This window comes from Citrobacter sp. W9, assembly GCF_026719375.1.
In the GTDB taxonomy this organism is placed as follows: domain Bacteria; phylum Pseudomonadota; class Gammaproteobacteria; order Enterobacterales; family Enterobacteriaceae; genus Citrobacter; species Citrobacter werkmanii.
The window spans coordinates 281,141-302,904 of the sequence record NZ_JAPPTE010000004.1; the positions used below are offsets into that span (position 1 = coordinate 281,141).

Annotated in this window: 20 protein-coding genes; 11 read left to right on the forward strand and 9 right to left on the reverse strand. The window is 52.4% G+C overall.

Features of this window, described 5'->3' with window-relative positions:
• The first annotated feature begins 23 nt into the window (after positions 1-23).
• On the forward strand, positions 24-539 hold the full coding sequence (locus OOJ59_RS09380) for a GNAT family N-acetyltransferase (RefSeq protein WP_042312563.1): 516 nt from the start codon (positions 24-26) through the stop codon (positions 537-539).
• Positions 540-640: 101 nt separating this feature from the next.
• Here OOJ59_RS09380 and tsr read toward each other — a convergent pair whose 3' ends face one another.
• Positions 641-2,302 carry a methyl-accepting chemotaxis protein gene (gene tsr, locus OOJ59_RS09385; RefSeq protein ID WP_038636951.1) on the reverse strand — a complete coding sequence of 554 codons (1,662 nt, stop codon included), beginning with the start codon at positions 2,300-2,302 and terminating at the stop codon, positions 641-643.
• Between the two features lie 190 nt (positions 2,303-2,492).
• On the opposite strand from tsr, the gene OOJ59_RS09390 reads away from it, so the two are divergent.
• The 9 genes from OOJ59_RS09390 to symE all read left to right on the forward strand — a co-directional run bounded on the left by OOJ59_RS09390 (position 2,493) and on the right by symE (position 14,406).
• On the forward strand, positions 2,493-3,035 hold the full coding sequence (locus OOJ59_RS09390) for a hypothetical protein (protein WP_069324113.1): 543 nt from the start codon (positions 2,493-2,495) through the stop codon (positions 3,033-3,035).
• Between the two features lie 289 nt (positions 3,036-3,324).
• A complete protein-coding gene (btsT, locus tag OOJ59_RS09395; protein ID WP_160955838.1) occupies positions 3,325-5,475 on the forward strand; it encodes a pyruvate/proton symporter BtsT in 2,151 nt (716 codons plus the stop codon).
• A gap of 50 nt (positions 5,476-5,525) precedes the next feature.
• A complete protein-coding gene (locus OOJ59_RS09400) occupies positions 5,526-5,720 on the forward strand; it encodes a YbdD/YjiX family protein (protein WP_003830038.1) in 195 nt (64 codons plus the stop codon).
• A gap of 12 nt (positions 5,721-5,732) precedes the next feature.
• Positions 5,733-6,689, forward strand: a complete 957-nt coding sequence (gene yjiA / locus OOJ59_RS09405; protein WP_160955839.1) for a GTPase — start codon at positions 5,733-5,735, stop codon at positions 6,687-6,689.
• A 182-nt stretch (positions 6,690-6,871) separates the two neighbouring features.
• Positions 6,872-8,038, forward strand: a complete 1,167-nt coding sequence (locus OOJ59_RS09410) for a restriction endonuclease (RefSeq protein ID WP_160955840.1) — start codon at positions 6,872-6,874, stop codon at positions 8,036-8,038.
• A gap of 95 nt (positions 8,039-8,133) precedes the next feature.
• Positions 8,134-10,563, forward strand: a complete 2,430-nt coding sequence (gene hsdR, locus OOJ59_RS09415) for an EcoAI/FtnUII family type I restriction enzme subunit R (protein ID WP_160955841.1) — start codon at positions 8,134-8,136, stop codon at positions 10,561-10,563.
• A 74-nt stretch (positions 10,564-10,637) separates the two neighbouring features.
• Positions 10,638-12,107: an N-6 DNA methylase gene (locus OOJ59_RS09420; RefSeq protein WP_160955842.1), complete on the forward strand. Its 1,470-nt coding sequence runs from the start codon at positions 10,638-10,640 to the stop codon at positions 12,105-12,107.
• Complete coding sequence (locus OOJ59_RS09425; RefSeq protein WP_160955843.1) at positions 12,107-13,846, forward strand: restriction endonuclease subunit S; 1,740 nt, start codon at positions 12,107-12,109, stop codon at positions 13,844-13,846. The genes OOJ59_RS09420 and OOJ59_RS09425 overlap by 1 nt, the downstream gene beginning before the upstream one ends.
• Positions 13,847-14,061: 215 nt before the next feature.
• Positions 14,062-14,406 carry an endoribonuclease SymE gene (gene symE, locus OOJ59_RS09430; RefSeq protein ID WP_160955844.1) on the forward strand — a complete coding sequence of 115 codons (345 nt, stop codon included), beginning with the start codon at positions 14,062-14,064 and terminating at the stop codon, positions 14,404-14,406.
• A gap of 94 nt (positions 14,407-14,500) precedes the next feature.
• Here the strand turns inward: symE and tssD are convergent, their stop codons facing one another.
• From tssD to OOJ59_RS09465, 7 genes are all read right to left on the reverse strand, one after another.
• Entirely contained in the window at positions 14,501-14,992 is a 492-nt protein-coding gene (tssD, locus tag OOJ59_RS09435; RefSeq protein WP_121529962.1) for a type VI secretion system tube protein TssD, read from the reverse strand.
• Positions 14,993-15,499, reverse strand: a complete 507-nt coding sequence (locus OOJ59_RS09440; protein ID WP_087857425.1) for a hypothetical protein — start codon at positions 15,497-15,499, stop codon at positions 14,993-14,995.
• Positions 15,499-15,861, reverse strand: a complete 363-nt coding sequence (locus OOJ59_RS09445; protein ID WP_087857426.1) for a tlde1 domain-containing protein — start codon at positions 15,859-15,861, stop codon at positions 15,499-15,501. Before OOJ59_RS09445 ends, OOJ59_RS09440 begins: the two co-directional genes overlap by 1 nt.
• Before the next feature lie 278 nt (positions 15,862-16,139).
• A complete protein-coding gene (locus OOJ59_RS09450) occupies positions 16,140-17,204 on the reverse strand; it encodes a DUF2955 domain-containing protein (RefSeq protein WP_069324120.1) in 1,065 nt (354 codons plus the stop codon).
• Positions 17,194-18,261 carry an HlyD family secretion protein gene (locus OOJ59_RS09455; protein WP_160955845.1) on the reverse strand — a complete coding sequence of 356 codons (1,068 nt, stop codon included), beginning with the start codon at positions 18,259-18,261 and terminating at the stop codon, positions 17,194-17,196. Before OOJ59_RS09455 ends, OOJ59_RS09450 begins: the two co-directional genes overlap by 11 nt.
• A 6-nt stretch (positions 18,262-18,267) precedes the next feature.
• Positions 18,268-18,732, reverse strand: coding sequence for a MarR family winged helix-turn-helix transcriptional regulator (locus tag OOJ59_RS09460; RefSeq protein WP_137346800.1), 465 nt, complete (start codon positions 18,730-18,732; stop codon positions 18,268-18,270).
• 148 nt (positions 18,733-18,880) lie between these two features.
• Positions 18,881-19,045, reverse strand: coding sequence for a DUF1127 domain-containing protein (locus OOJ59_RS09465; protein WP_069324123.1), 165 nt, complete (start codon positions 19,043-19,045; stop codon positions 18,881-18,883).
• A gap of 176 nt (positions 19,046-19,221) precedes the next feature.
• On the opposite strand from OOJ59_RS09465, the gene OOJ59_RS09470 reads away from it, so the two are divergent.
• Positions 19,222-20,634: an aminotransferase-like domain-containing protein gene (locus OOJ59_RS09470; protein WP_069324124.1), complete on the forward strand. Its 1,413-nt coding sequence runs from the start codon at positions 19,222-19,224 to the stop codon at positions 20,632-20,634.
• A gap of 26 nt (positions 20,635-20,660) precedes the next feature.
• Here the strand turns inward: OOJ59_RS09470 and OOJ59_RS09475 are convergent, their stop codons facing one another.
• Entirely contained in the window at positions 20,661-21,623 is a 963-nt protein-coding gene (locus OOJ59_RS09475) for an Rpn family recombination-promoting nuclease/putative transposase (RefSeq protein WP_160955846.1), read from the reverse strand.
• Positions 21,624-21,764 lie beyond the last annotated feature (141 nt).

Consider the following 21,764-nt stretch of genomic DNA (forward strand, 5'->3'; position numbering starts at 1 on the left):
ATCGGGCATGTTATGCTCCACGTATGAACATTATCTTGCGCGCCACGACTCTGGCAGAAACTGCCGCTCTTCCCGCCATCGAACGATCTGCGGGGCAACGTTTTTTACTCATCCCCGACCTGGCGTGGATTGCTGACGACCAGATTATATCGGCTGCTCAGCATCGGGCATTTGCCGCCGCCGGCATGAGCTGGCTGGCGCAGGTCGATGAGCGTCCGGTCGGTTTTTTGGTAGCCGAAACGCTGGGGTCATCGCTGTTTATTGCTGAACTGTCGCTGCATCTGGAGTGGCAGGGAAAAGGAATTGGCCGCAGGTTGATTGGCTATGTTGCCGAACAGGCTCGCGAGAAAGGTTATACGTCACTGACGCTGACCACTTTCCGCGATGTGCCGTGGAATGCGCCATTGTATGCGCGACTGGGTTTTGAAATGCTGGCTGACGAGACGCTTTCGCCGGAATTGCGCGAAAAAAGAGCTGAAGAGGTGGCGCACGGGCAGACGTACGAACGACGCTGCGCCATGCGCCTGATGCTGCGTTGATTGCCCGATGGCGGCTACGCCTTATCGGGCCTACGTTTCCCTATAGGTCGTAACACTCCTCGTAGGCCGGATAAGCGACAGCGCCATCCGGCATCACAGGCTTAGAACGTTTCCCAGTTATCACCGGCATCAGTTACCGCTGCTTTACGCGGCTGGACCGTTGAAACCGGTTTAGCGGCGGCAACGTCGCGCGCGCGCTGCTGGTCATGCTGAATACGGAACACGGCTACGGCCTGGGTCAGACGGCTGGCCTGCTCTTCCAGCGCCGCAGCGGCAGCGGCGGATTCTTCCACCAGCGAGGCGTTCTGCTGCGTCACGCGATCCATCTCTGCAACGGCCAGACCCACCTGGTCGATACCGCGGCTCTGCTCATCAGAGGCGGAGGCAATTTCACCCATGATATCGGTCACGCGGGTTACCGCATTGACGATCTCATCCATGGTTTCACCGGCGCTTTCCACCAGCGTTGACCCCACATCCACACGGCTGACCGAGTCTTCAATCAGGCTCTTGATCTCGCGCGCGGCCTGCGCACTACGCTGGGCCAGGTTACGCACTTCACCCGCAACCACTGCAAAACCACGCCCCTGCTCGCCCGCACGTGCGGCTTCTACCGCGGCGTTGAGCGCCAGAATATTGGTCTGGAAGGCAATACCGTCGATAACGCTAATAATATCGGCGATTTTCTGCGAACTGGAAGCGATATCGCGCATGGTTTGCACCACGTTATCGACCACTTTACCGCCTTTCTGCGCGGTTTCCGAAGCGCTCAGCGCCAGATGGCTGGCCTGACGCGCGTTTTCGGCGTTCTGCTTCACGGTCGCCGTCAGCTGTTCCATGCTGGCCGCCGTTTCTTCCAGAGAAGCCGCCTGCTGCTCGGTACGTGAGGAGAGATCGTTGTTGCCCATCGCAATCTCGCTGGCACCGCTGTAAATCGCGTTAGCGCCGTTACGCACGTCACCCACGGTGTTCATCAGTTCACCCTGCATGTGGCGCAGGCTTTCCGCCAGTTGTCCAATCTCGTTGGAACCTTCCACCTCAATACGCTTCACCAAATCGCCGCTGGCGATATGACGAATGCTTTCAATCAGGCGGTTCATCGGAGAGATCAGCGTCAGTTTGATACCAAACCACACCGCAACGATAGCGGCCAGCACGGTAATCAGTACACACACCAGCACCCACATCGCCTGGCTATAGGAAGCGTTATTGTCCTCAACCGCGATGTCATACAGGCGATCGTTCTGCTGCATGTAACTCATGTACTGCTTCTCAAAACCGTCCTGATAGCTCTGAGTCGGTTGATCAAAAAACGCGTTGATCTTGCCTTCACCCAGTAACTGGATCAGCTCCGCCAGCGCGCCGTGATAGATGTCATAGGTGCGGTTGATCTCCTGGAACGCGGCTTCGCTTTGACGCGGATCGCGCGGAAGCGACTCGTAAATCGCCCAGTTTTTTTCGGTCAGCTTCAGGGCATTGCTCGCCACCTGCATCAGTTCTGCAACGGTCGCGCCGCTGCCGATGTTGCTCTGATCCATCATGTAGCGAATCCCCGCCCGGTTCAGGGTATTACGCGTTTGCAGTAGCTCAACCCAGGTAGCGTTCAGCGCAGACTGCTGCTGGCGAATGGTTTGCAGAACGGTAAAGTTCTCTTTGTCATTCTTCAGTGAGTTAAAAAACAAGCCGCCTGAGGCGAGCTGTAAAAGGCCAAATAGCGCCAATACCAGCAGTAAGCTGGTAACAATCTTCATTCGTTTTAACATGTTTTCTCTTTCCGCTAGACAGATACTCTGGTTTTCGGCCTGGAAAGAGAAAACTTTATGGTGCCAGCAATTGCTACATAATTATCGTTTCCGCATTAAATTTCGTTCCCTATGACAAATTACGCAAAAAATTACTCGTTCCATTGCGTCTTAGGTGTAGGATTCCCGTTTTTAAGGAAAGGATGCTTGTATGTTGAATCGCGATTTTGATCACCTATCCACCCTCGCGCACCACTTTTTTGAACGTGAAGATATTCGCCAAAAACTTAATATCATCGATCAGTACAACATCTCCGGTTGGGAAGTCTGGATGCAGATAGAATTTGCCAATCTTTTGGCTTCGACGGGTCATGAATGGTGGCGTGAACAAACTCTCGCCTGCGATCTGCGGAAAAATCCACAGCGTTTGTCTGTACGTGCAGATTTCTTGTTGCGGAAAAAAGGCTGGACTCAGGACAGCTACATTGCACTTGAACTCAAGCAGAACCAGGATCCGACAAGTTGCGTCAGAAATATGATTGCTGATTTGGTTAAAAGCGCCAAAATCAAACGTTCAGAATTAGAGCTGCGTAGCTTCTGGACGCTCGGGGTAACACCCCGCATAGACAAAGAGCGCCTCGATGAACTTATTGACCACTATCTGGATGAAAAATATTACCTGACTAAATCACGTAAGAAACATGTGTTGTTAAGAGACATCGAACAAACGCCTTACTGTTATATCGTCATCTAAGTATCTCAGTCAGATACTGTGTCAGTGGGGAAACACGGCATTTAGGCAAGCGAACACTATAATGCCGTGATCTCAATCACATAAACTTCCCCATTCACCCTCATTGCTAACCGCTCACTGACATTTGAGACCGCTTAAGCTGACATACAACCGCTCACTTATTTACCTTACTTTACGCGCGTAATTCTCTGGCAAGATCCCTCCAACATAGCAGTCAATTTACCTCCTCAAACACAAGATCAAACCCACGCGGCTTCGGCCAATTATTAATTAGATACCAGGTTTTACTATGGATACGAAAAAGATATTCAAGCACATACCCTGGGTGATTCTCGGAATCATCGGTGCATTCTGCCTCTCGGTAGTGGCATTACGTCGGGGTGAGCACATTAGTGCCCTGTGGATCGTGGTGGCCTCAGTTTCTGTTTATCTGGTGGCCTATCGTTACTACAGTCTGTACATCGCCCAGAAAGTGATGAAACTTGACCCGACGCGCGCTACGCCGGCGGTCATCAACAATGATGGTCTGAACTACGTTCCTACTAACCGTAACGTATTGTTTGGGCACCACTTTGCCGCTATCGCCGGTGCAGGTCCGCTGGTCGGACCGGTACTGGCCGCGCAGATGGGCTACCTGCCCGGTACGCTATGGCTGCTGGCAGGCGTGGTGCTGGCCGGTGCGGTACAGGACTTCATGGTGCTGTTTATCTCTTCTCGCCGTAACGGCGCATCTCTGGGCGAGATGATCAAAGAAGAGATGGGCCCGATCCCGGGAACCATTGCTCTGTTCGGCTGCTTCTTAATCATGATCATCATCCTGGCGGTACTGGCGCTGATCGTGGTGAAAGCGCTGGCGGAAAGCCCGTGGGGTGTCTTCACCGTCTGCTCAACCGTACCGATTGCGCTGTTTATGGGGATCTACATGCGATTCCTGCGCCCAGGCCGTGTGGGCGAAGTGTCGGTAATTGGTATTGTGCTGCTGGTAGCTTCAATCTACTTCGGCGGCGTGATTGCGCACGACCCGTACTGGGGCCCGGCGCTGACCTTTAAAGACACCACCATCACCTTTACCCTGATCGGTTACGCGTTTATCTCTGCGCTGCTGCCGGTATGGCTGATCCTCGCCCCGCGCGACTATCTGGCGACCTTCCTGAAAATCGGCGTTATCGTCGGTCTGGCGGTGGGGATTGTTATCCTCAACCCGGAACTGAAAATGCCGGCGATGACGCAGTACGTTGATGGTACTGGCCCACTGTGGAAAGGCGCACTGTTCCCGTTCCTGTTCATCACCATCGCCTGTGGTGCGGTATCTGGCTTCCACGCGCTGATTGCTTCCGGTACCACGCCGAAGCTGCTGGCTTGTGAAACCGACGCGCGTTTCATTGGCTATGGCGCAATGCTGATGGAATCCTTCGTGGCGATTATGGCGCTGGTTGCAGCCTCCATCATCGAACCGGGTCTGTACTTCGCGATGAACACCCCGCCTGCAGGCCTTGGCATCACCATGCCGAACCTGCATGAAATGAGCGGTGAGAACGCGCCGCTGATTATGGCGCAGTTGAAAGATGTCACCGCACATGCGGCGGCGACCGTCAGTTCCTGGGGCTTCGTGATTTCGCCTGAACAGATCCTGCAGACCGCGAAAGACATCGGTGAACCGTCCGTTCTGAACCGCGCAGGTGGCGCGCCGACGCTGGCTGTGGGTATCGCTCACGTGTTCCACAAAGTACTGCCGATGGCTGATATGGGTTTCTGGTACCACTTCGGTATTCTGTTTGAAGCACTGTTCATCCTGACCGCACTGGATGCCGGTACCCGTTCTGGCCGCTTTATGCTGCAGGATTTACTGGGTAACTTCGTCCCGTTCCTGAAGAAAACCGACTCTCTGGTGGCGGGTGTCATCGGTACTGCAGGCTGCGTAGGCCTGTGGGGTTACCTGCTGTATCAAGGCGTTGTTGACCCGCTGGGCGGCGTTAAGAGCCTGTGGCCGCTGTTCGGTATCTCTAACCAGATGCTGGCTGCCGTGGCGCTGGTTCTCGGCACCGTGGTGCTGGTTAAAATGCAACGCACCAAATACATCTGGGTTACCGTGGTTCCGGCAGTATGGCTGCTGATCTGCACCACCTGGGCGCTGGGTCTGAAACTGTTCAGCACCAACCCGCAGATGGAAGGCTTCTTCTTTATGGCGAATCAGTACAAAGAGAAGATTGCTAACGGCGGCGAACTGACCGCTCAGCAGATTGCCAATATGAACCATATCGTCGTCAACAACTACACCAACGCAGGTCTGAGTATTCTGTTCCTGGTGGTGGTGTACAGCATCATTTTCTACGGGTTCCGTACCTGGCAGAAAGCCCGCGCCATCAACGGCCGCTCCGATAAAGAGACGCCGTATGTACCGGTGCCGGAAGGCGGCGTGAAGACCTCGTCACACCACTAAGACGTATTCAGCCCCGCTTCGGCGGGGCTTTTCGCTTATCAGGATTGTTTATGTTTGGTACTTTAGGGCAAGCTAAAAAATATCTCGGTCAGGCGGCGAAGATGCTGATTGGCATTCCGGACTACGACAACTACGTCGAGCACATGAAGACCAACCATCCCGATAAGCCGTACATGACCTACGAAGAATTCTTCCGCGAGCGCCAGGAAGCCCGCTACGGTAGCGGCGGAAGCAGTTGCTGTTAGAAGGAGAAGTGAATGACCCCGATTGCAGTTACCCTACTCACCGGTTTTCTTGGCGCGGGTAAAACCACCCTGCTACGCCATATTCTCAACGAGCAGCACGGTTACAAGATTGCCGTTATCGAAAATGAATTCGGCGAAGTCTCAGTGGACGATCAGCTGATCGGCGACCGCGCCACGCAGATTAAGACCCTGACCAACGGCTGCATTTGCTGTACCCGCTCCAGTGAGCTGGAAGATGCCTTGTTAGACCTGCTCGACAACCTCGACAAAAGCACTATCAATTTTGACCGTCTGGTGATCGAGTGCACCGGCATGGCCGACCCCGGCCCGATTATCCAGACCTTTTTCTCCCATGAAGTGATTTGCGAACGCTACCTGCTGGACGGCGTGATTGCGCTGGTTGACGCGGTGCATGCTGACGAACAGATGAACCAGTTCACCATCGCCCAGTCGCAGGTCGGCTATGCTGACCGCATCCTGCTGACCAAAACCGACGTCGCAGGTGAAAGCGAGAAACTGCGTGAGCGCCTGACGCGCATCAACGCCCGTGCGCCGATTTACACCGTGACGCATGGCGATATCGACCTTTCGCTGCTGTTCGATACCAACGGTTTTATGCTGGAAGAGAACGTGGTCAGCGCCAAACCGCGCTTCCACTTTATCGCTGACAAGCAAAACGATATTTCCTCGATCGTCGTCGAACTGGATTACCCGGTGAACATCAGCGACGTGTCGCGCGTAATGGAAAATCTGCTGCTGGAATCCGCCGAGAAGCTGCTGCGCTATAAAGGCATGCTGTGGATTGAAGGCGAGCCAAACCGCCTGCTGTTCCAGGGCGTCCAGCGCCTGTACAGCGCCGACTGGGACCGCCCGTGGGGCGACGAACAACCGCACAGCCTGCTGGTGTTTATTGGCATTCAGTTGCCGGAAGATGAGATCAGAGCCGCGTTTGCGGGATTGAAGAAGTAATCCCCTGCTGAATTGCCCGGTGACGTGATGTGACCGGGCCTGAAAATCCCGCTCCTTGTAGGCCGGATAAGGCGCAGCCGCCATCCGGCACTGGCCGTTTTCATTCCGATAAATGATTCACCCCATGGAATTTTTCACCTGGTATGGCAAGCTATTGTCATTGCACTCGTTAAGGGATCAACGTGAAAAATTACAAAGTGATTACCCCGCTTTTTCCGACCTACGCCCAGGTTAAAGCGATGATGAAAGCCATTTCAGGCTATTCCCTGAAATCGGTACGCAGCATGATTACCGCCATCTTTGAACAAACCGGTACCCCGCAAAACCCGGTCGACTGGTCAGAACCTGATTTATGGATCAACGAGCGCTTAAGCGGCGAAGATGCCGAAATTGCGCTACGTATCTGGCAAACCGACAATCATATTCTGAACCCACGCCACAGCTACGGCTGCTACCTGTTCCTCAACTACCCGCTGTTTGATCTGATGGCAAGCACCGCCGATGACATCTGGGCACCGACCGCTCGCGGCGAACGTTTTCTGCAAGACGACGACGAAACGCTGCGCTGGCTGGACGACCAAGAAGGGCTGATACAACTGCTGGAACTGCTTGCCGGTCGTGAAATGTCGCGCCGTGGGGATCTGCTACCAGAATGGCTGGCGTTTTTGCATCAGCATTCTAAATTTGCCTCCGACCGCTCGGCAAAAAGCACGCTCTACTCGCGCCTGTATAACCTGATTGACCGCCAGCTGGCGACCAGAGAAGGGATGAGCTACCGCATTACTGACACAGGTCGCCAGTGGCTGACACAAGCGCTGCCAACCAAAAAGACGGACCCGCGTAAGGCGCTGCTCGATGCGGTAAAACGCTACAACGAGCAGCAAAAAGAGGTACTACGCGAACAGCTTTCTACCATGAACCCCTACAAGTTCGAGCATCTTGTGGCGCAGCTTCTTGAAGCGATGGGCTATGAAGAGGTCGAGGTCACCAAAGCCTCTGGCGATAAAGGCGTGGATGTGATTGGTAAGGTGCAGGTGGGCATCACCACCATTACCGAAGTGGTGCAGGTGAAGCGGATGCAGAACACCATTACCCGCCCGTATATCGATCAACTGCGCGGCGCACTGCCTTATCACAAAGCCATTCGCGGCACGCTGATCACCACCGGCAAGTTTGCTGCTAAATGCGCGGAAGCGGCGCTGTTTCCGGGAGCCGCCCCTATCACGCTGATTGACGGCGATCGCCTGCTGGAAATGTTGATAGAAAATAACGTTGGCATTCGACGCAGCAATGCTGTCGAGCTGCTGGATGTCGATTTACAGCTGTTTGATGAGCTGGAGATTGAGTAACGTGCAAAGCGCGGTAGCAAAGCTATTTCTGTTCATGGCTTGCATAACAATATTGTGTAAAATCAGAGCAATCCCATTATCGGTAGAGAACGGACATGGCTGACCTGAACCTGAGTACCCTGACGGAAGCAGACATCATCACCAAACGCGTTATGCCCGCCATCCTTGATGCTGGCTGGAACGACGCAACGCAAATCAGACAAGAGGTCAAACTCCGGGACGGTAAGGTCATCGTGCGCGGCAAAGTCGCGGCGCGTAGAACGGTGAAATCCGCCGATATCGTGCTGTATTACAAGCCGGGCATTCCGCTGGCAGTGATTGAAGCCAAAGCCAACAAGCATGAAATCGGCAAAGGGATGCAGCAGGGCATCGAGTACGCACGCCTGCTGGACGTTCCTTTTGTTTTTGCCACCAATGGCGATGGCTTTATCTTCCACGATGCCACAGTTGCTGACGGCGAACTAATGGAAAAACCGATTACCCTTGGCGAATTCCCATCTCCCTCAGAACTGTGGCAAAAATTATGCTTATCAAAAGGCTATACTGAAGCTCAGCTTCCGGTGATTACCCAGGACTACTACGACGACGGCAGCGGCAAAGCGCCGCGTTATTACCAGCTACAGGCCATCAATAAAACCATTGAAGCCGTTTCCGCCGGGCAGAACCGCGTTCTGCTGGTGATGGCAACCGGCACCGGGAAAACCTACACCGCCTTCCAGATTATCTGGCGCTTATGGAAAGCGAAAAGTAAGAAGCGGATCCTGTTCCTCGCCGATCGCAACATTCTGGTCGATCAGACCAAAAACAACGACTTCCTGCCGTTTGGCACGGCGATGACCAAGGTCACCGGGCGCACCATCGACCCGGCATTTGAAATCCATCTCGCGCTGTATCAGGCCATCACCGGCCCGGAAGAAGATCAAAAAGCCTTTAAACAGGTGGCCCCGGATTTCTTTGACCTGATTGTCATCGACGAATGCCATCGCGGCAGCGCTTCGGAAGACAGCGCGTGGCGCGAAATCCTCGACTATTTCAGCACCGCCACGCAGATTGGCTTAACCGCCACACCGAAAGAGACCCATGAAGTCTCCAGCACTGATTACTTCGGCGACCCGGTGTATATCTACTCGCTGAAAGAAGGCATCGAAGACGGCTTCCTTGCCCCTTATAAAGTGGTGCGCGTCGACATCGACGTTGATCTTCAGGGCTGGCGTCCCACCAAAGGCCAGACGGATAAAAACGGCGAGCTGATTGACGACCGCATCTACAACCAGAAAGATTTTGATCGCACGATGGTGATTGATGAACGCACCGAACTGGTGGCGAAAACCATTACCGATTACCTCAAACGCACCAATCCGATGGATAAAACCATCATCTTCTGTAACGACATCGATCACGCGGAGCGGATGCGCCGCGCGCTGGTCAATCTCAACCCGGAACAGGTCAAAAAGAACGACAAGTACGTGATGAAAATCACCGGCGATGACGACATTGGCAAAGCCCAACTGGATAACTTTATTAACCCCAAAAAGGCCTATCCGGTTATCGCCACCACCTCCGAACTGATGACCACCGGCGTGGATGCCAAAACCTGCAAACTGGTGGTGCTGGACCAGAACATTCAGTCGATGACCAAGTTCAAGCAGATCATCGGCCGCGGCACCCGCATCGATGAACGCTACGGCAAGCTATGGTTCACCATCCTCGACTTCAAAAAGGCCACCGAACTGTTTGCCGACGAACGCTTCGACGGCATCCCGGAAAAGGTGATGGATACCACGCCGGAAGATATCGCCGACCCGGACTCTGATTTTGAAGAGCAGTTCGACGAGCACGAAGAAGAGACTGAAGATGAAATCACCGGTGCTGATGAAGATCCCGCGCCGTATACCATCACCGGCTCAGACGATGTCGGCCCACTGCCGGAAGACGACGAGAACAAAGTGCGCAAGTTTCACGTCAACGGCGTCGCCGTGGGCGTGATTGCCCAGCGCGTGCAGTATTACGACGCCGACGGCAAGCTGGTCACTGAATCCTTCAAAGATTACACCCGCAAAACGCTGCTCAAAGAGTACGCCTCGCTGGATGATTTCACCCGCAAGTGGCAGGACGCCGAGCGCAAACAGGCCATCATCAAGGAACTGGAGCAGCAGGGGATCATCTGGGAAGTGCTGGCGGAAGAGGTCGGTAAAGAGCTCGACCCGTTCGACATGCTGTGCCACGTGGTGTATGGTCAGCCGCCGTTAACCCGCAAAGAGCGGGCGGAGAACGTGCGTAAGCGCAACTACTTCACCAAATACTCCGACGCCGCGCAGGCGGTGCTGAACACGCTGCTGGATAAATACGCCGACGCGGGCGTGCAGGAAATAGAGAGTATTCAGGTGCTGAAGCTCAAGCCGTTCGACAGCATGGGTACGCTGCCGGAGATCATTAAAAGCGGATTCGGCGACCGTAACGGGTATAATCAGGCCATCAGCGAGCTGGAGAGCGAAATCTACCACTTACCGCCCCGCTCCGCGTAACCACTCCCCTTTTGCGCCTTCTGCTGCCGCCGCGTAGCAGAAGGCCTTATTGTTAATGAAACACGGAACACATCATGTCGATCAGCTCGGTTATCAAATCATTACAGGACATTATGCGCAAAGACGCCGGCGTGGACGGCGATGCGCAGCGCCTCGGCCAGCTCTCCTGGCTGCTGTTTCTGAAAATCTTTGACGCCCAGGAAGAAGCGCTGGAACTGGAGCAGGATAACTATCAGTACCCGATCCCGCAGCGCTACCTGTGGCGCACCTGGGCGGCAAACGCGGAGGGCATTACCGGCGACGCCCTGCTGGAGTTCGTCAATGACGACCTGTTCCCAACGCTGAAAAACCTCACCGCCCCCATCGATAAAAACCCGCGCGGCTTTGTGGTCAGACAGGCGTTCAGCGATGCCTATAACTACATGAAAAACGGCACCCTGCTGCGTCAGGTGATCAACAAGCTCAACGAAATTGACTTCACCAGCGCCAGCGAACGCCACCTGTTCGGCGACATTTACGAACAGATCCTCAAAGATCTGCAATCGGCGGGCAATGCCGGTGAGTTTTATACCCCGCGCGCTGTCACCCGCTTTATGGTCGATCGCGTCGATCCGAAGCTCGGCGAGTCGATTATGGACCCGGCCTGCGGCACCGGCGGCTTCCTCGCCTGCGCGTTCGATCACGTAAAAAACAACTACGTGAAGAGCGTGGCCGATCACCAGACGCTGCAACAGCAGATCCACGGCGTGGAGAAAAAGCAGCTCCCGCACCTGCTGGCGACCACCAATATGCTGCTGCACGGTATCGAAGTGCCGGTGCAAATTCGTCACGACAACACCCTCAACAAGCCGCTGTCGTCATGGGATGAACAGCTTGATGTCATCGTCACCAACCCGCCGTTCGGCGGCACCGAAGAAGACGGCATCGAGAAGAACTTCCCGGCAGAGATGCAGACCCGCGAGACGGCGGATCTGTTCCTGCAATTGATTATTGAAGTGCTGGCGAAAAACGGCCGCGCGGCGGTGGTGCTGCCGGACGGCACGCTGTTTGGCGAAGGCGTGAAAACCAAAATCAAAAAGCTGCTCACCGAGGAGTGCAACCTGCACACCATCGTGCGTCTGCCGAACGGCGTGTTTAATCCGTACACCGGGATCAAAACCAACCTGCTGTTCTTTACCAAAGGCCAGCCGACCAAAGACATCTGGTTCTACGAGCATCCGTACCCGGCGGGCGTGAAGAACTACAGCAAAACCAAGCCGATGAAGTTTGAAGAATTCCAGGCCGAGATCGACTGGTGGGGCAACGAGGCCGACGGCTTCGCCAGCCGCGTCGAGAACGAGCAGGCGTGGAAGGTCAGCATCGACGAGGTGATTGCTCGCAACTTTAACCTCGATATCAAAAACCCGCACCAGGCGGAAACCGTCAGCCACGATCCGGACGAACTGCTGGCGCAATATGCCAAACAGCAGGAAGAAATTCAGACCCTGCGCCACCAGCTGCGCGATATTCTCGGCGCGGCGCTCTCCGGCAAGGAGGCTAACTGATGGCGGTGGAAAAACTGATTGTCGACCATATCGACACCTGGACCACGGCGCTGCAAACCCGCTCCACCGCCGGGCGCGGCAGCTCGGGTAAGATTGACCTGTATGGCATTAAGAAGCTGCGCGAGCTGATTCTGGAGCTGGCGGTGCGCGGCAAGCTGGTGCCACAGGATCCGAACGACGAACCGGCGTCTGAATTGCTGAAACGCATTGCGGCGGAAAAAGCCGAGCTGGTGAAGCAGGGGAAAATTAAAAAACAGAAGCCGCTGCCGGAGATTAGCGAAGAGGAGAAACCGTTTGAGCTGCCGGAAGGGTGGGAGTGGACGAGGTTAGGATTTATTTCAAACTATGGTTTTTGTGATAAAGCAGAACCTGAAGACGTAACACCTGAAACATGGATCCTTGAATTAGAGGATATAGAGAAAGTCACATCAAAGCTTCTCAATAAGGTAACTTTTGCAGAAAGACCATTTAAAAGCTCTAAGAATCGATTTTCACAAGGTGATGTACTTTATGGAAAATTACGTCCGTACCTGGATAAAGTGATCGTTGCTAATGAACCGGGTGTATGTACTACTGAAATTATCCCAATAACAAGCTATGGTAATATTTCCCCAGAATTCTTACGTTTATTGCTGAAAGCACCAAATTTCATTACTTACGCAAATAGCTCTACACATGGAATGAACTTGCCAAGGCTTGGTACAGAAAAAGCTCAGCATGCCGTCATCGAATTAGCTCCTATCCAGGAGCAACTGCGAATTGTTTCACGTGTTGATAAACTCATGTCCCTCTGCGACCAACTGGAACAGCACTCCCTGACCAGTCTGGACGCCCATCAGCAGTTGGTTGAAACCCTGCTAACCACGCTAACCGACAGCCAGAACGCCGATGAACTGACCGAAAACTGGGCGCGTATCAGCGAGCATTTCGACACGCTGTTTACCACCGAAGCCAGCATAGACGCCTTAAAGCAGACCATTCTGCAACTGGCAGTGATGGGCAAACTGGTGCCGCAGGATCCGAACGACGAACCGGCTTCTGAACTGCTCAAACGTATTGCGCAGGAAAAAGCGCAACTGGTGAAAGACGGGAAAATTAAAAAACAAAAACCGTTGCCACCGATTAGTGATGAGGAAAAGCCGTTTGAACTGCCTGAGGGGTGGGAATGGGCTCAATTACAAGATATTTGTCATAAAATCACCGACGGAGAACATTCAACGCCTCAACGTTCAACATCGGGACATTATTTACTTTCAGCAAGAAATGTTACAAACAACGGAATTATGCTAGATGATGTAGACTTTGTTCCTACATACGTTTTCAATAAAATCAGGGAGCGATGTGATCCTAATATTGGTGATATATTGATTTCGTGTTCTGGTAGCATTGGTCGAGTAGCCCTAGTGGATAGAGATGATGAATACTCAATGGTTAGAAGTGCGGCAATGATACGCCCAAATAAAAACCTTTATATTCATTTCATTGAGAACGTACTGAAATCACCATTATTACAGTATCAAATGGTTAATCGCTCAAAAAAATCAGCACAAGCCAATCTTTTCCTTGGTTCAATTAGTGCTCTTACAATACCAATCCCTCCATATTCAGAACAAGTAAAGATATGTGAAATAATTAGTGAACTGTTTTCTTATAGTGTTCAGCTTAGGACTAAAATAAGCACAGCCCAACAAACCCAGCTCCACCTTGCCGACGCCCTCACCGACGCAGCCATAAATTAACCCTCCCCCTGAAACCAATAAAGCGGCTAAATAGCCGCTTTATTCCTATCACCAGAAATAATCCATCCCCGCATCCACACCCTTATTTTCATTCATTTTCAGCTGGACTTTCCTTCTATTCCCTGATGATATGTACAGGTATTTAACGCAAGACGCCCGTGCTGCAACACGAGCGCCTCGCTAATCACAATCCCTATTGAAAAGGAATAGAGACCATGACTACCCCGCATTCTATTGCAGAATTCACCGATCCAGAAGTCTCCCCGGCAAATAATCGTCTGGGCACCGTCACTTATGCGAGTCGTTATCTGGATTACACGCATGTTCCGGCAATTATTATGAAAGGCCAGTGGCTGGAAGCCGCCGGTTTTAACACTGGCTGCAAATTCGATGTCAGAGTGATGCCTGGCTGCATTGTGCTGACGACAAAGCTACCGGAGCCGGAAGAACCCGCGCTATTGCAGTCGCTGCGTCGGGTGTGCAAGCTGTCCGCGCGTAAGCAACAGCAGGTACAGGAGTTTATCGAGGTAATTTCGGCGAAGCCGCGCAAGCAGGGATAACTTCTAAGATGCCAGACGGCGCTCAGGAGTATAAGCGCCGTGTATTGATTGCATTACGGCTCAGGGTGACATCATTTTATCCAGAGCCATTTACTCAAGACCCTAAGCGATAATCCCAATCATCAGAGTGGACTATATTCCCATCATGATAGTGCCAGGTAATCTTCTTGTAGCGGAACTGAGCAAGTTCAAGATGGGTCTGTTTTTCGTAATAAGGATCTTTAACATCGTGCATCAGTGAAAAAATCGTAACGACTTTCACATCTTCCAGGGTTATCGTGAAATAGACCTCTTCCTGACCAGCATCATTTATTCGATAGAGATCAATAGCCGCTTTCCTTAATGTTTGTCCGGTACTTAATGCTTTATACAAAAACACACTAGAAGCATCAATTTCTTTTTCAATTAAAAATGGACGATGTTGACGTTTACTCAACACCCTTCCATTATGCAAGTCAGAGTTGTAACTCACATTATGATACAAACCTAAAACCTCGATCTGATTTTCACGGTCTTTTACCATCACACTACCTTTGATAACATTACCAGCATCATCGATTAGTGACATATATCCAGGGATAGCCATTTATAAATCCTTATTAAAGGGAACAGAATTTTCAACAGTATTGATCATAACCGCAATACACCGTTTCCCTTCTGCCGTTTTGATCTTATACATTTCCCTGATGGAGTTAACAAATAGCTTATTCATTTCTTCTTCTGACTCAGGGAAAGAGGCAAATGCACATATCTGCTCAATAGTCAGCAATGGTCTCTTATCGTTGAGAATAGCCAGAACACCGGCGGGGTTATGTGGAATGGCTTCAGATACCGCCCCCTGCAAATCTTCCGCAGTACTGGCATCAACTCCGGGTTCCAAAGCACTTGCCACCGTTAACCAGTCATTATTACCTTTGCTAATTTCAGGAATAATATGGCTCCACCATTCTGATTCATTGTCATTATAAAGTGTGTGTACAACAGCATTTGCTCCTTTTTCATTTATCATCTGCAGAAGCTGAGGTGCAGTATGCTCTGCAGCGCAGGAGGCACCCGAAAGCATAAACAGAAAGAAGATAATAATAAATTTCATTATCTTACCACCAAAATTGTATCACCCGAATCGTAAATGGTTTGGCGCTTATCTTGTCCATTCATAATGATACACCCTGCAGATGCCGTTCCCGGTGGCTGCCCTTTTTTATCGCCATGAATTTCGAAATGATCTCTGCCAAAAGTATTGGTCCCTGCAATAGGTTCAAGGATGATAGCGGAGGGGCTTTTGTGATTATTCCATCCTGCAATAAAATAAATACCTCGAGGAATGGGGCCCTTGTTACGTATGTGTTCACAGTTCGGTTTATCCTTTGATTCACCGGCACCACTGTAGCAATAAGCAATTAACTCACCGTTATGGCTCAATATACCTGTCGATACTTTATATTCCCATGTCATGTGATTTTACCCCCCTTTAAAATATAATAATCATACTTATCATATTTAATCGTAAAATTAAATTTGTTCATAAGGTCACAATTATTAAAATTCAGAATATTTATAATTTATATGTTTTTATTTCTCGAACAAATAAACCATATTCTGAATAATTAGATAAAGGTGAAACAGCAGGTAATCTGAAAAACGCCCGGTGGCGCTGCGCTTACCGGGCCTACAAACCTTCTTCTGTAGGCCGGATAAGGCGTTTACGCCGCCATCCGGCACTTCCCCCCCACTCACTCGGTGATCACAAACCGCGTCGCGGCAAAGCAGTTCAACACCCGGTGCACCAGAAATACCATGGTTAGCGTTGCCACCAGCGCGACGGTGACGGAGGTGATGCGGTACAGATCGCTGAATACCAGGTCCTGATCCGGGTGCAGGTTCTGGCCAAACATAATGCCGATGGTGGTGATGCTGGCAAACCCCACGCCCGCGCCGACTTTTTCCATTACGTGCAGGCGGGCACTGAATGCCAGCCCGAGGCCGATCAGCGGCATCATCAGCACCATATGGTTGCTGAAATCGTAGATAAGCAGCTGCACCAGCAGAATATACAGACAGGCCAGCACCACGCCGACCACACGCCAGATCGAGCTGATCACCGCCCCGCGATAGTGCATCGGGAACAGGATCAAAATGCCCGCCATCAGCGCCGACAGCGAATCACTCAAATCGCAGATCTGGAAGACCACAAAAATCATCGTCGCCACCGTGCCGGAAAGCAGCGACTCGTGGCGCACCCGGGCGGCATCTTTTTCAATGCGCGGCGGCGGCTGGCGGGGTTCCACGTCCGGGATCAGATAATGCAGCAGCGCGCTCAGCGCCACCGCCATGACGCAGGCCTCCATATTGGAGAACATCAGCGTATGCCAGTTGGTGGTGGGATAGCTCATAAAATTGAGCATCGTGCTCTGGCATACCACGCCCATCGAACCGAGCAGAAACAGTGGCCCTTTGCTCATAAAACGAAAACGCATCACGTACAGGCCGAACACCACCAGCGTCATGATCAGCGGCCACTGTGAGAGATAGCCGACGATCAGCACCATTTCAACACAGTTTACCGCCGCGCTGAACACAAACTGTTTTGCCACATGGCGGTTGAATACCGGCACCAGCGACAGCAGCATCAGCGGATAAACCACAAAGAACACGCCGTACTGCACGTTGTAGAAGGTTGAGATGCTCAGCGCGATTGTCCCGGCAACGGAGATACGCAGGGTCTGGCGAAAATCATTGGCGGTGTAGACAATATTCCCGTGCGGCGTAAAGACATGGGCCAGCGTGTTAATAGACATAATGCAGCCAGCTAACGAGGTGGATTTGCGCCCCGGCAAAGGTACGGGCGAACATCCCCTCGCTGTTATACAGCTGTACCGTGGCGCGCGCGCCGGTCGGTAACGGCGTGTCGAGCGGTTCGTTCAGCGCCACATGAATACGCATACGCTGGGCATCGCGCACCCAACGGGTTGACTGTTCAGGCTGCGACAGCTGGCCGTTAACCTGCTCCTGGCCCGCCAGAATACCGGCATCGCTGCTGGTAACGCGGGCAGAAAAAACCTTGCCCGGCATGGCGTCGAACACCACGGCGGCATCGGTATCCACGCGAGTGTGGCGCAGGCTTTTCTCGCGAAAGTCGGCCACGATATCGGTCTGGTGGCTGACCAGCGCCAGCAGCGGCGTGGCGGCGGTGGCGTACAGTCCGGGGCTAAGCTGGAGATTGCTTACCGTGCCATCAGTTTCTGCATACACTTTGCTCCAGCCAAGGTTCAGTTGCGCCTCTTCCAGCGCGTTACGGTATTTTTGCAGCGTCACGTTGCGCTTGTCATCGCGCTCACCGCGCTGGATCAGCAGGTTCTGAATACTGGCATTCAGCCCCGCCACCGACTGCTCACTGGTCTGCCAGGCAGTGCGCACCTTGTCGAGATCGGGTTGCGAAACATTCTGCATGGCACTCAGGCGTTGATAGCGGTCAAAGGTGGTCTTATCGTTACGGGCGTTGAATTGCGCGGTGCGCAGATTAGCGCGCGCAGAGGCGATCTGCGCATCCAGCTGTTGGTTGCTCAGCTTCGCCTGCTCAAGGGCGATTTGCGCCGCTTCGACCTTATTGATAAACGGCGTCGGATCCAGCTCGTACAGCAAATCGCCCTTTTTCACCTGGCTATTGTTATGTACATGCACCTGCGAGACGTAGCCGGATACGCGTGAGGAAACGGGTGTTACCACGCGCATCACCGTGGAGTCCGGCGTCAGCGGGATCCAGATATCGGCAACGATAAACCAGGCGAATATTACCAGGAAAGCGGCAATACTCACCCTTACCCAACGGGCAAATTTTTGTTCTGGGGTCATCATAGTTTTTTAATGTTGATTGTCTTCTTCGCGGATTGTCCGCAAATTGCAGGCGATTTGATTTAACGTCGCGCTGAAGGCGGCAAGCTCCGCTTCAGGAATGGTACAGGTGACGCGATGCTGGTATGTCTCAATCACCCGGTTAAGTACTTCAAGCCTTGTGCGGCCCTGCGCGGTCAGCGTTAACAGTCGGATGCGTTTGTCATAAGGCGATGTGGAACGCAGCAGGTAGCCCTGCTTTTCCAGTAGCGTGAGGGTACGCATCAGCGGCGGCAGTTCAATGCCCTGCACCTGGGCCAGTTCACTGACCGAGACGTTGTCTCCCAGTTGATACAGCTGCATCAATACCGTCCAGCTTGATTGCGTCAGGCCTGTATCGGTGATGGCAGCATCAATAATGGCCCGCCACTGGCGTACCACCATCGCCATGCGCATCCCCATCGGACGGCGGGCAAACAGTTCATCTTCAGTCATGTTTCTTTTTCCTCATTGCTGAGAAGAAAATAATACTTATCAGGGTAAGTATCAAGAAACAGACTATCAACAAGCATAAATTGATAAACACCGTGAATATAAAAGAGGCCGAATGCGCTAACACCCGGCCTCTGTCGATAGAAAATAATTACTCCACCTGATCGCGTCGCAGCCCGACGTCACGCAGCCGCTCATCGCTCATCTGTTGCAACAGACACCGAGTTTGCGCCCGTAGCCGCCATGCTTTGTATGCCCGCCAGATCAGTACAAACCCAATGAACGGCTGCTTTGCTTTATTCTCATGAAATTCCATACCTTGCCTCCCGCCTTGCCAGAGGCTTTATCTTCACGGATTTGGGCCTGAACAATACAGACTCACAAAGTACTTTTATTTAACATACAGATTGGTTAAAAAGAGTTCTGCATCGCTTTTTTCACGCCAATCTGTACTGGTTTTTTTATCTGTATGGTACCCATGAGGGATACAGCATGACGCGTTACCAACATCTGGCCAATCTGCTGGCCGAACGCATTGAGCAGGGGCTGTATCGCCATGGCGAAAAATTGCCTTCGGTGCGCAGCCTGAGTCAGGAGCATGGGGTCAGTATCAGTACCGTCCAGCAGGCCTATCAGACGCTGGAACAACTACAGCTGATCACGCCGCAGCCGCGTTCCGGTTATTTTGTCGCGCCACAAAAAGCACAACCGCCGGTGCCGCCGATGTCGCGTCCGGTGCAGCGTCCGGTCGAGATAACCCAGTGGGATCAGGTGCTGGACATGCTGGCAGGTCATGCGGACAAATCGATAATCCCTTTTAGCAGTGGCGTGCCCGATATCAATCAACCCAGCCTGAAGCCACTGTGGCGCGAACTCAGCCGCGTGGCGCAGCATAATCTCAAGGCAGTTCTGGGCTACGATGAATTACCTGGTTGTCGGGAATTGCGTCAACAGATTGCCCGGCTCATGCTGGACGGCGGTTCGATCGTCAATGCGGATGATATTGTGATCACTAATGGCAGCCAGAGCGGAATGTCGCTGGCGCTGCTAACGGTCTGCCAGCCTGGAGATATTGTCGCCGTTGAATCTCCCGCCTACTACGGCACAATGCAGCTGCTGCGCGGATTAGGGATCAAAGTTATTGAGATCCCGACCGATCCAGATGCCGGGATCAGCATTGAAGCGCTGGAACTGGCGCTGGATCAGTGGCCGATTAAAGGGGTGATCCTGGTTCCTAACTGCAACAACCCGCTCGGCTTTATTATGCCGGATGCGCGTAAACGCGCTGTGCTCGCCCTCGCCCAGCAGCACGATATTGTTATTTTTGAAGATGATGTGTACGGAGAGCTGGCTACAGAATATCCACGTCCGCGCACAATCCATTCCTGGGACAGCGACGGTCGGGTGCTACTGTGCAGCTCATTTACCAAATCCGTGGCGCCGGGATTGCGCGTCGGTTGGGTTATTCCCGGTCGTTATCATGATAAATTTCTGCACATGAAATATGCCGTCATCGGCACTAACGTTCCTGCTACACAGCTGGCGGCCGCCACCTTCGTGCGCGAGGGGCATTATCATCGTCATGTTCGCCGTATGCGTCAGATCTACCAGCGGAATATGGAGATCTATACCTGCTGGGTACGGGAATATTTCCCCTGTGGGATCTGCGTCACCCGGCCGAAAGGTGGCTTTATGCTGTGGGTTGAATTACCACAGCAGGTCGATATGGTCTGCGTCGCCAAACAGCTCTGTCGCCTGAAAATCCAGGTCGCGCCTGGCTCGCTATTCTCCGCATCCGGTAAATACCGCAACTGCGTACGCATCAATTGTGCGTTGCCGCCAGACGAGAAGCATCGGGAAGTCATGCAAAAGCTCGGCGAGGCGGTAAAGGTGGCGATAGAGTAAGTCGGTATACCCGGCTTCGCCTCTGTCTAGTGGCTTAACCCCTGGATATCCTCAGCGGAAAGTCGGGTAATTTTTTGTACCGTGCTGATATCGATGCCACCTGCCAGCATGGTGCAAGCAATACGGAGCGCCTCAGTTCGCTGCCCCTCTATCAGCCCTTCTTGTTTACCTTCCTGTTTACCTTCTTGTTTACCTTCCTGCAGACCTTTTAGCCATCCTTTTTGAAAACCTGCCTCATGCAATCTTTCCGCGATCGTCATCAAATGCTCCTTATGCTGCGGTGAACGTTCAGCGACCCCACGAATAAACTCACTGAATCGAGGTGCATCGCCAGTTTGCAAAATATAATTAAACAGCGTCTTTATCTGGCTGTCATTAGTCAGTCCAGTAAGTAGCAGGGAAACAATTTGTTCAACAAGCCCCATAAGATCGCGCTGACGGATGTGTTTTTGAATTAACTCCAGCAGTGCCATACGCCGATGCTGTACAATTTCATCATCCGGTATGACTGTAATATCCACCAGTGGAAACGCCGCAGTATACAGCTGACGCGCCAACTTCGGGTTCGCAAACTCGTCCAGCCAGCACAGCGTCCAGGGGTATGGACTTTTAGCGCCGTGATAAAACAGCATCGGCACCACCAGCGGCAATTGCTGGTGCCCGGCATCTAAGTGTTTCTGCATGGCCGCAACCGCATAGCGCATCAACCGGAATGCCATATGTGCATCCGGTGTGCTCTGGTGTTCAATCACTACATAAATATATCCATCCCCTTCCGTCGTTTTCACCGACCAAAGCACGTCGGAATAGGACGCGCGTAAATTCTCTTCAATGAAACTATCGGACTCGAGTTTCAGCGTCTGAAGGTCACAAAGTTCGCATAGTGAAACAGGAAGATGTATTTGCAGAAAATCCCGTGCGGTCTCTGGATGACGTAAAAACGTTTTAAAGACCGCATCATGCGGGGTAGAAGTCGTTGCTTTACTCATGGCGATCCGTCACCTGGGAATAAGATGCCGTGAATGTAGCGCTGGTAAACCACACCCTCACCTGCAACTTTCTCTCTTTGCGAGGCGATTTCAGAGATAAAAACGTCCCTTTGTAACGTCCGCATTTATCTGGAACGTATC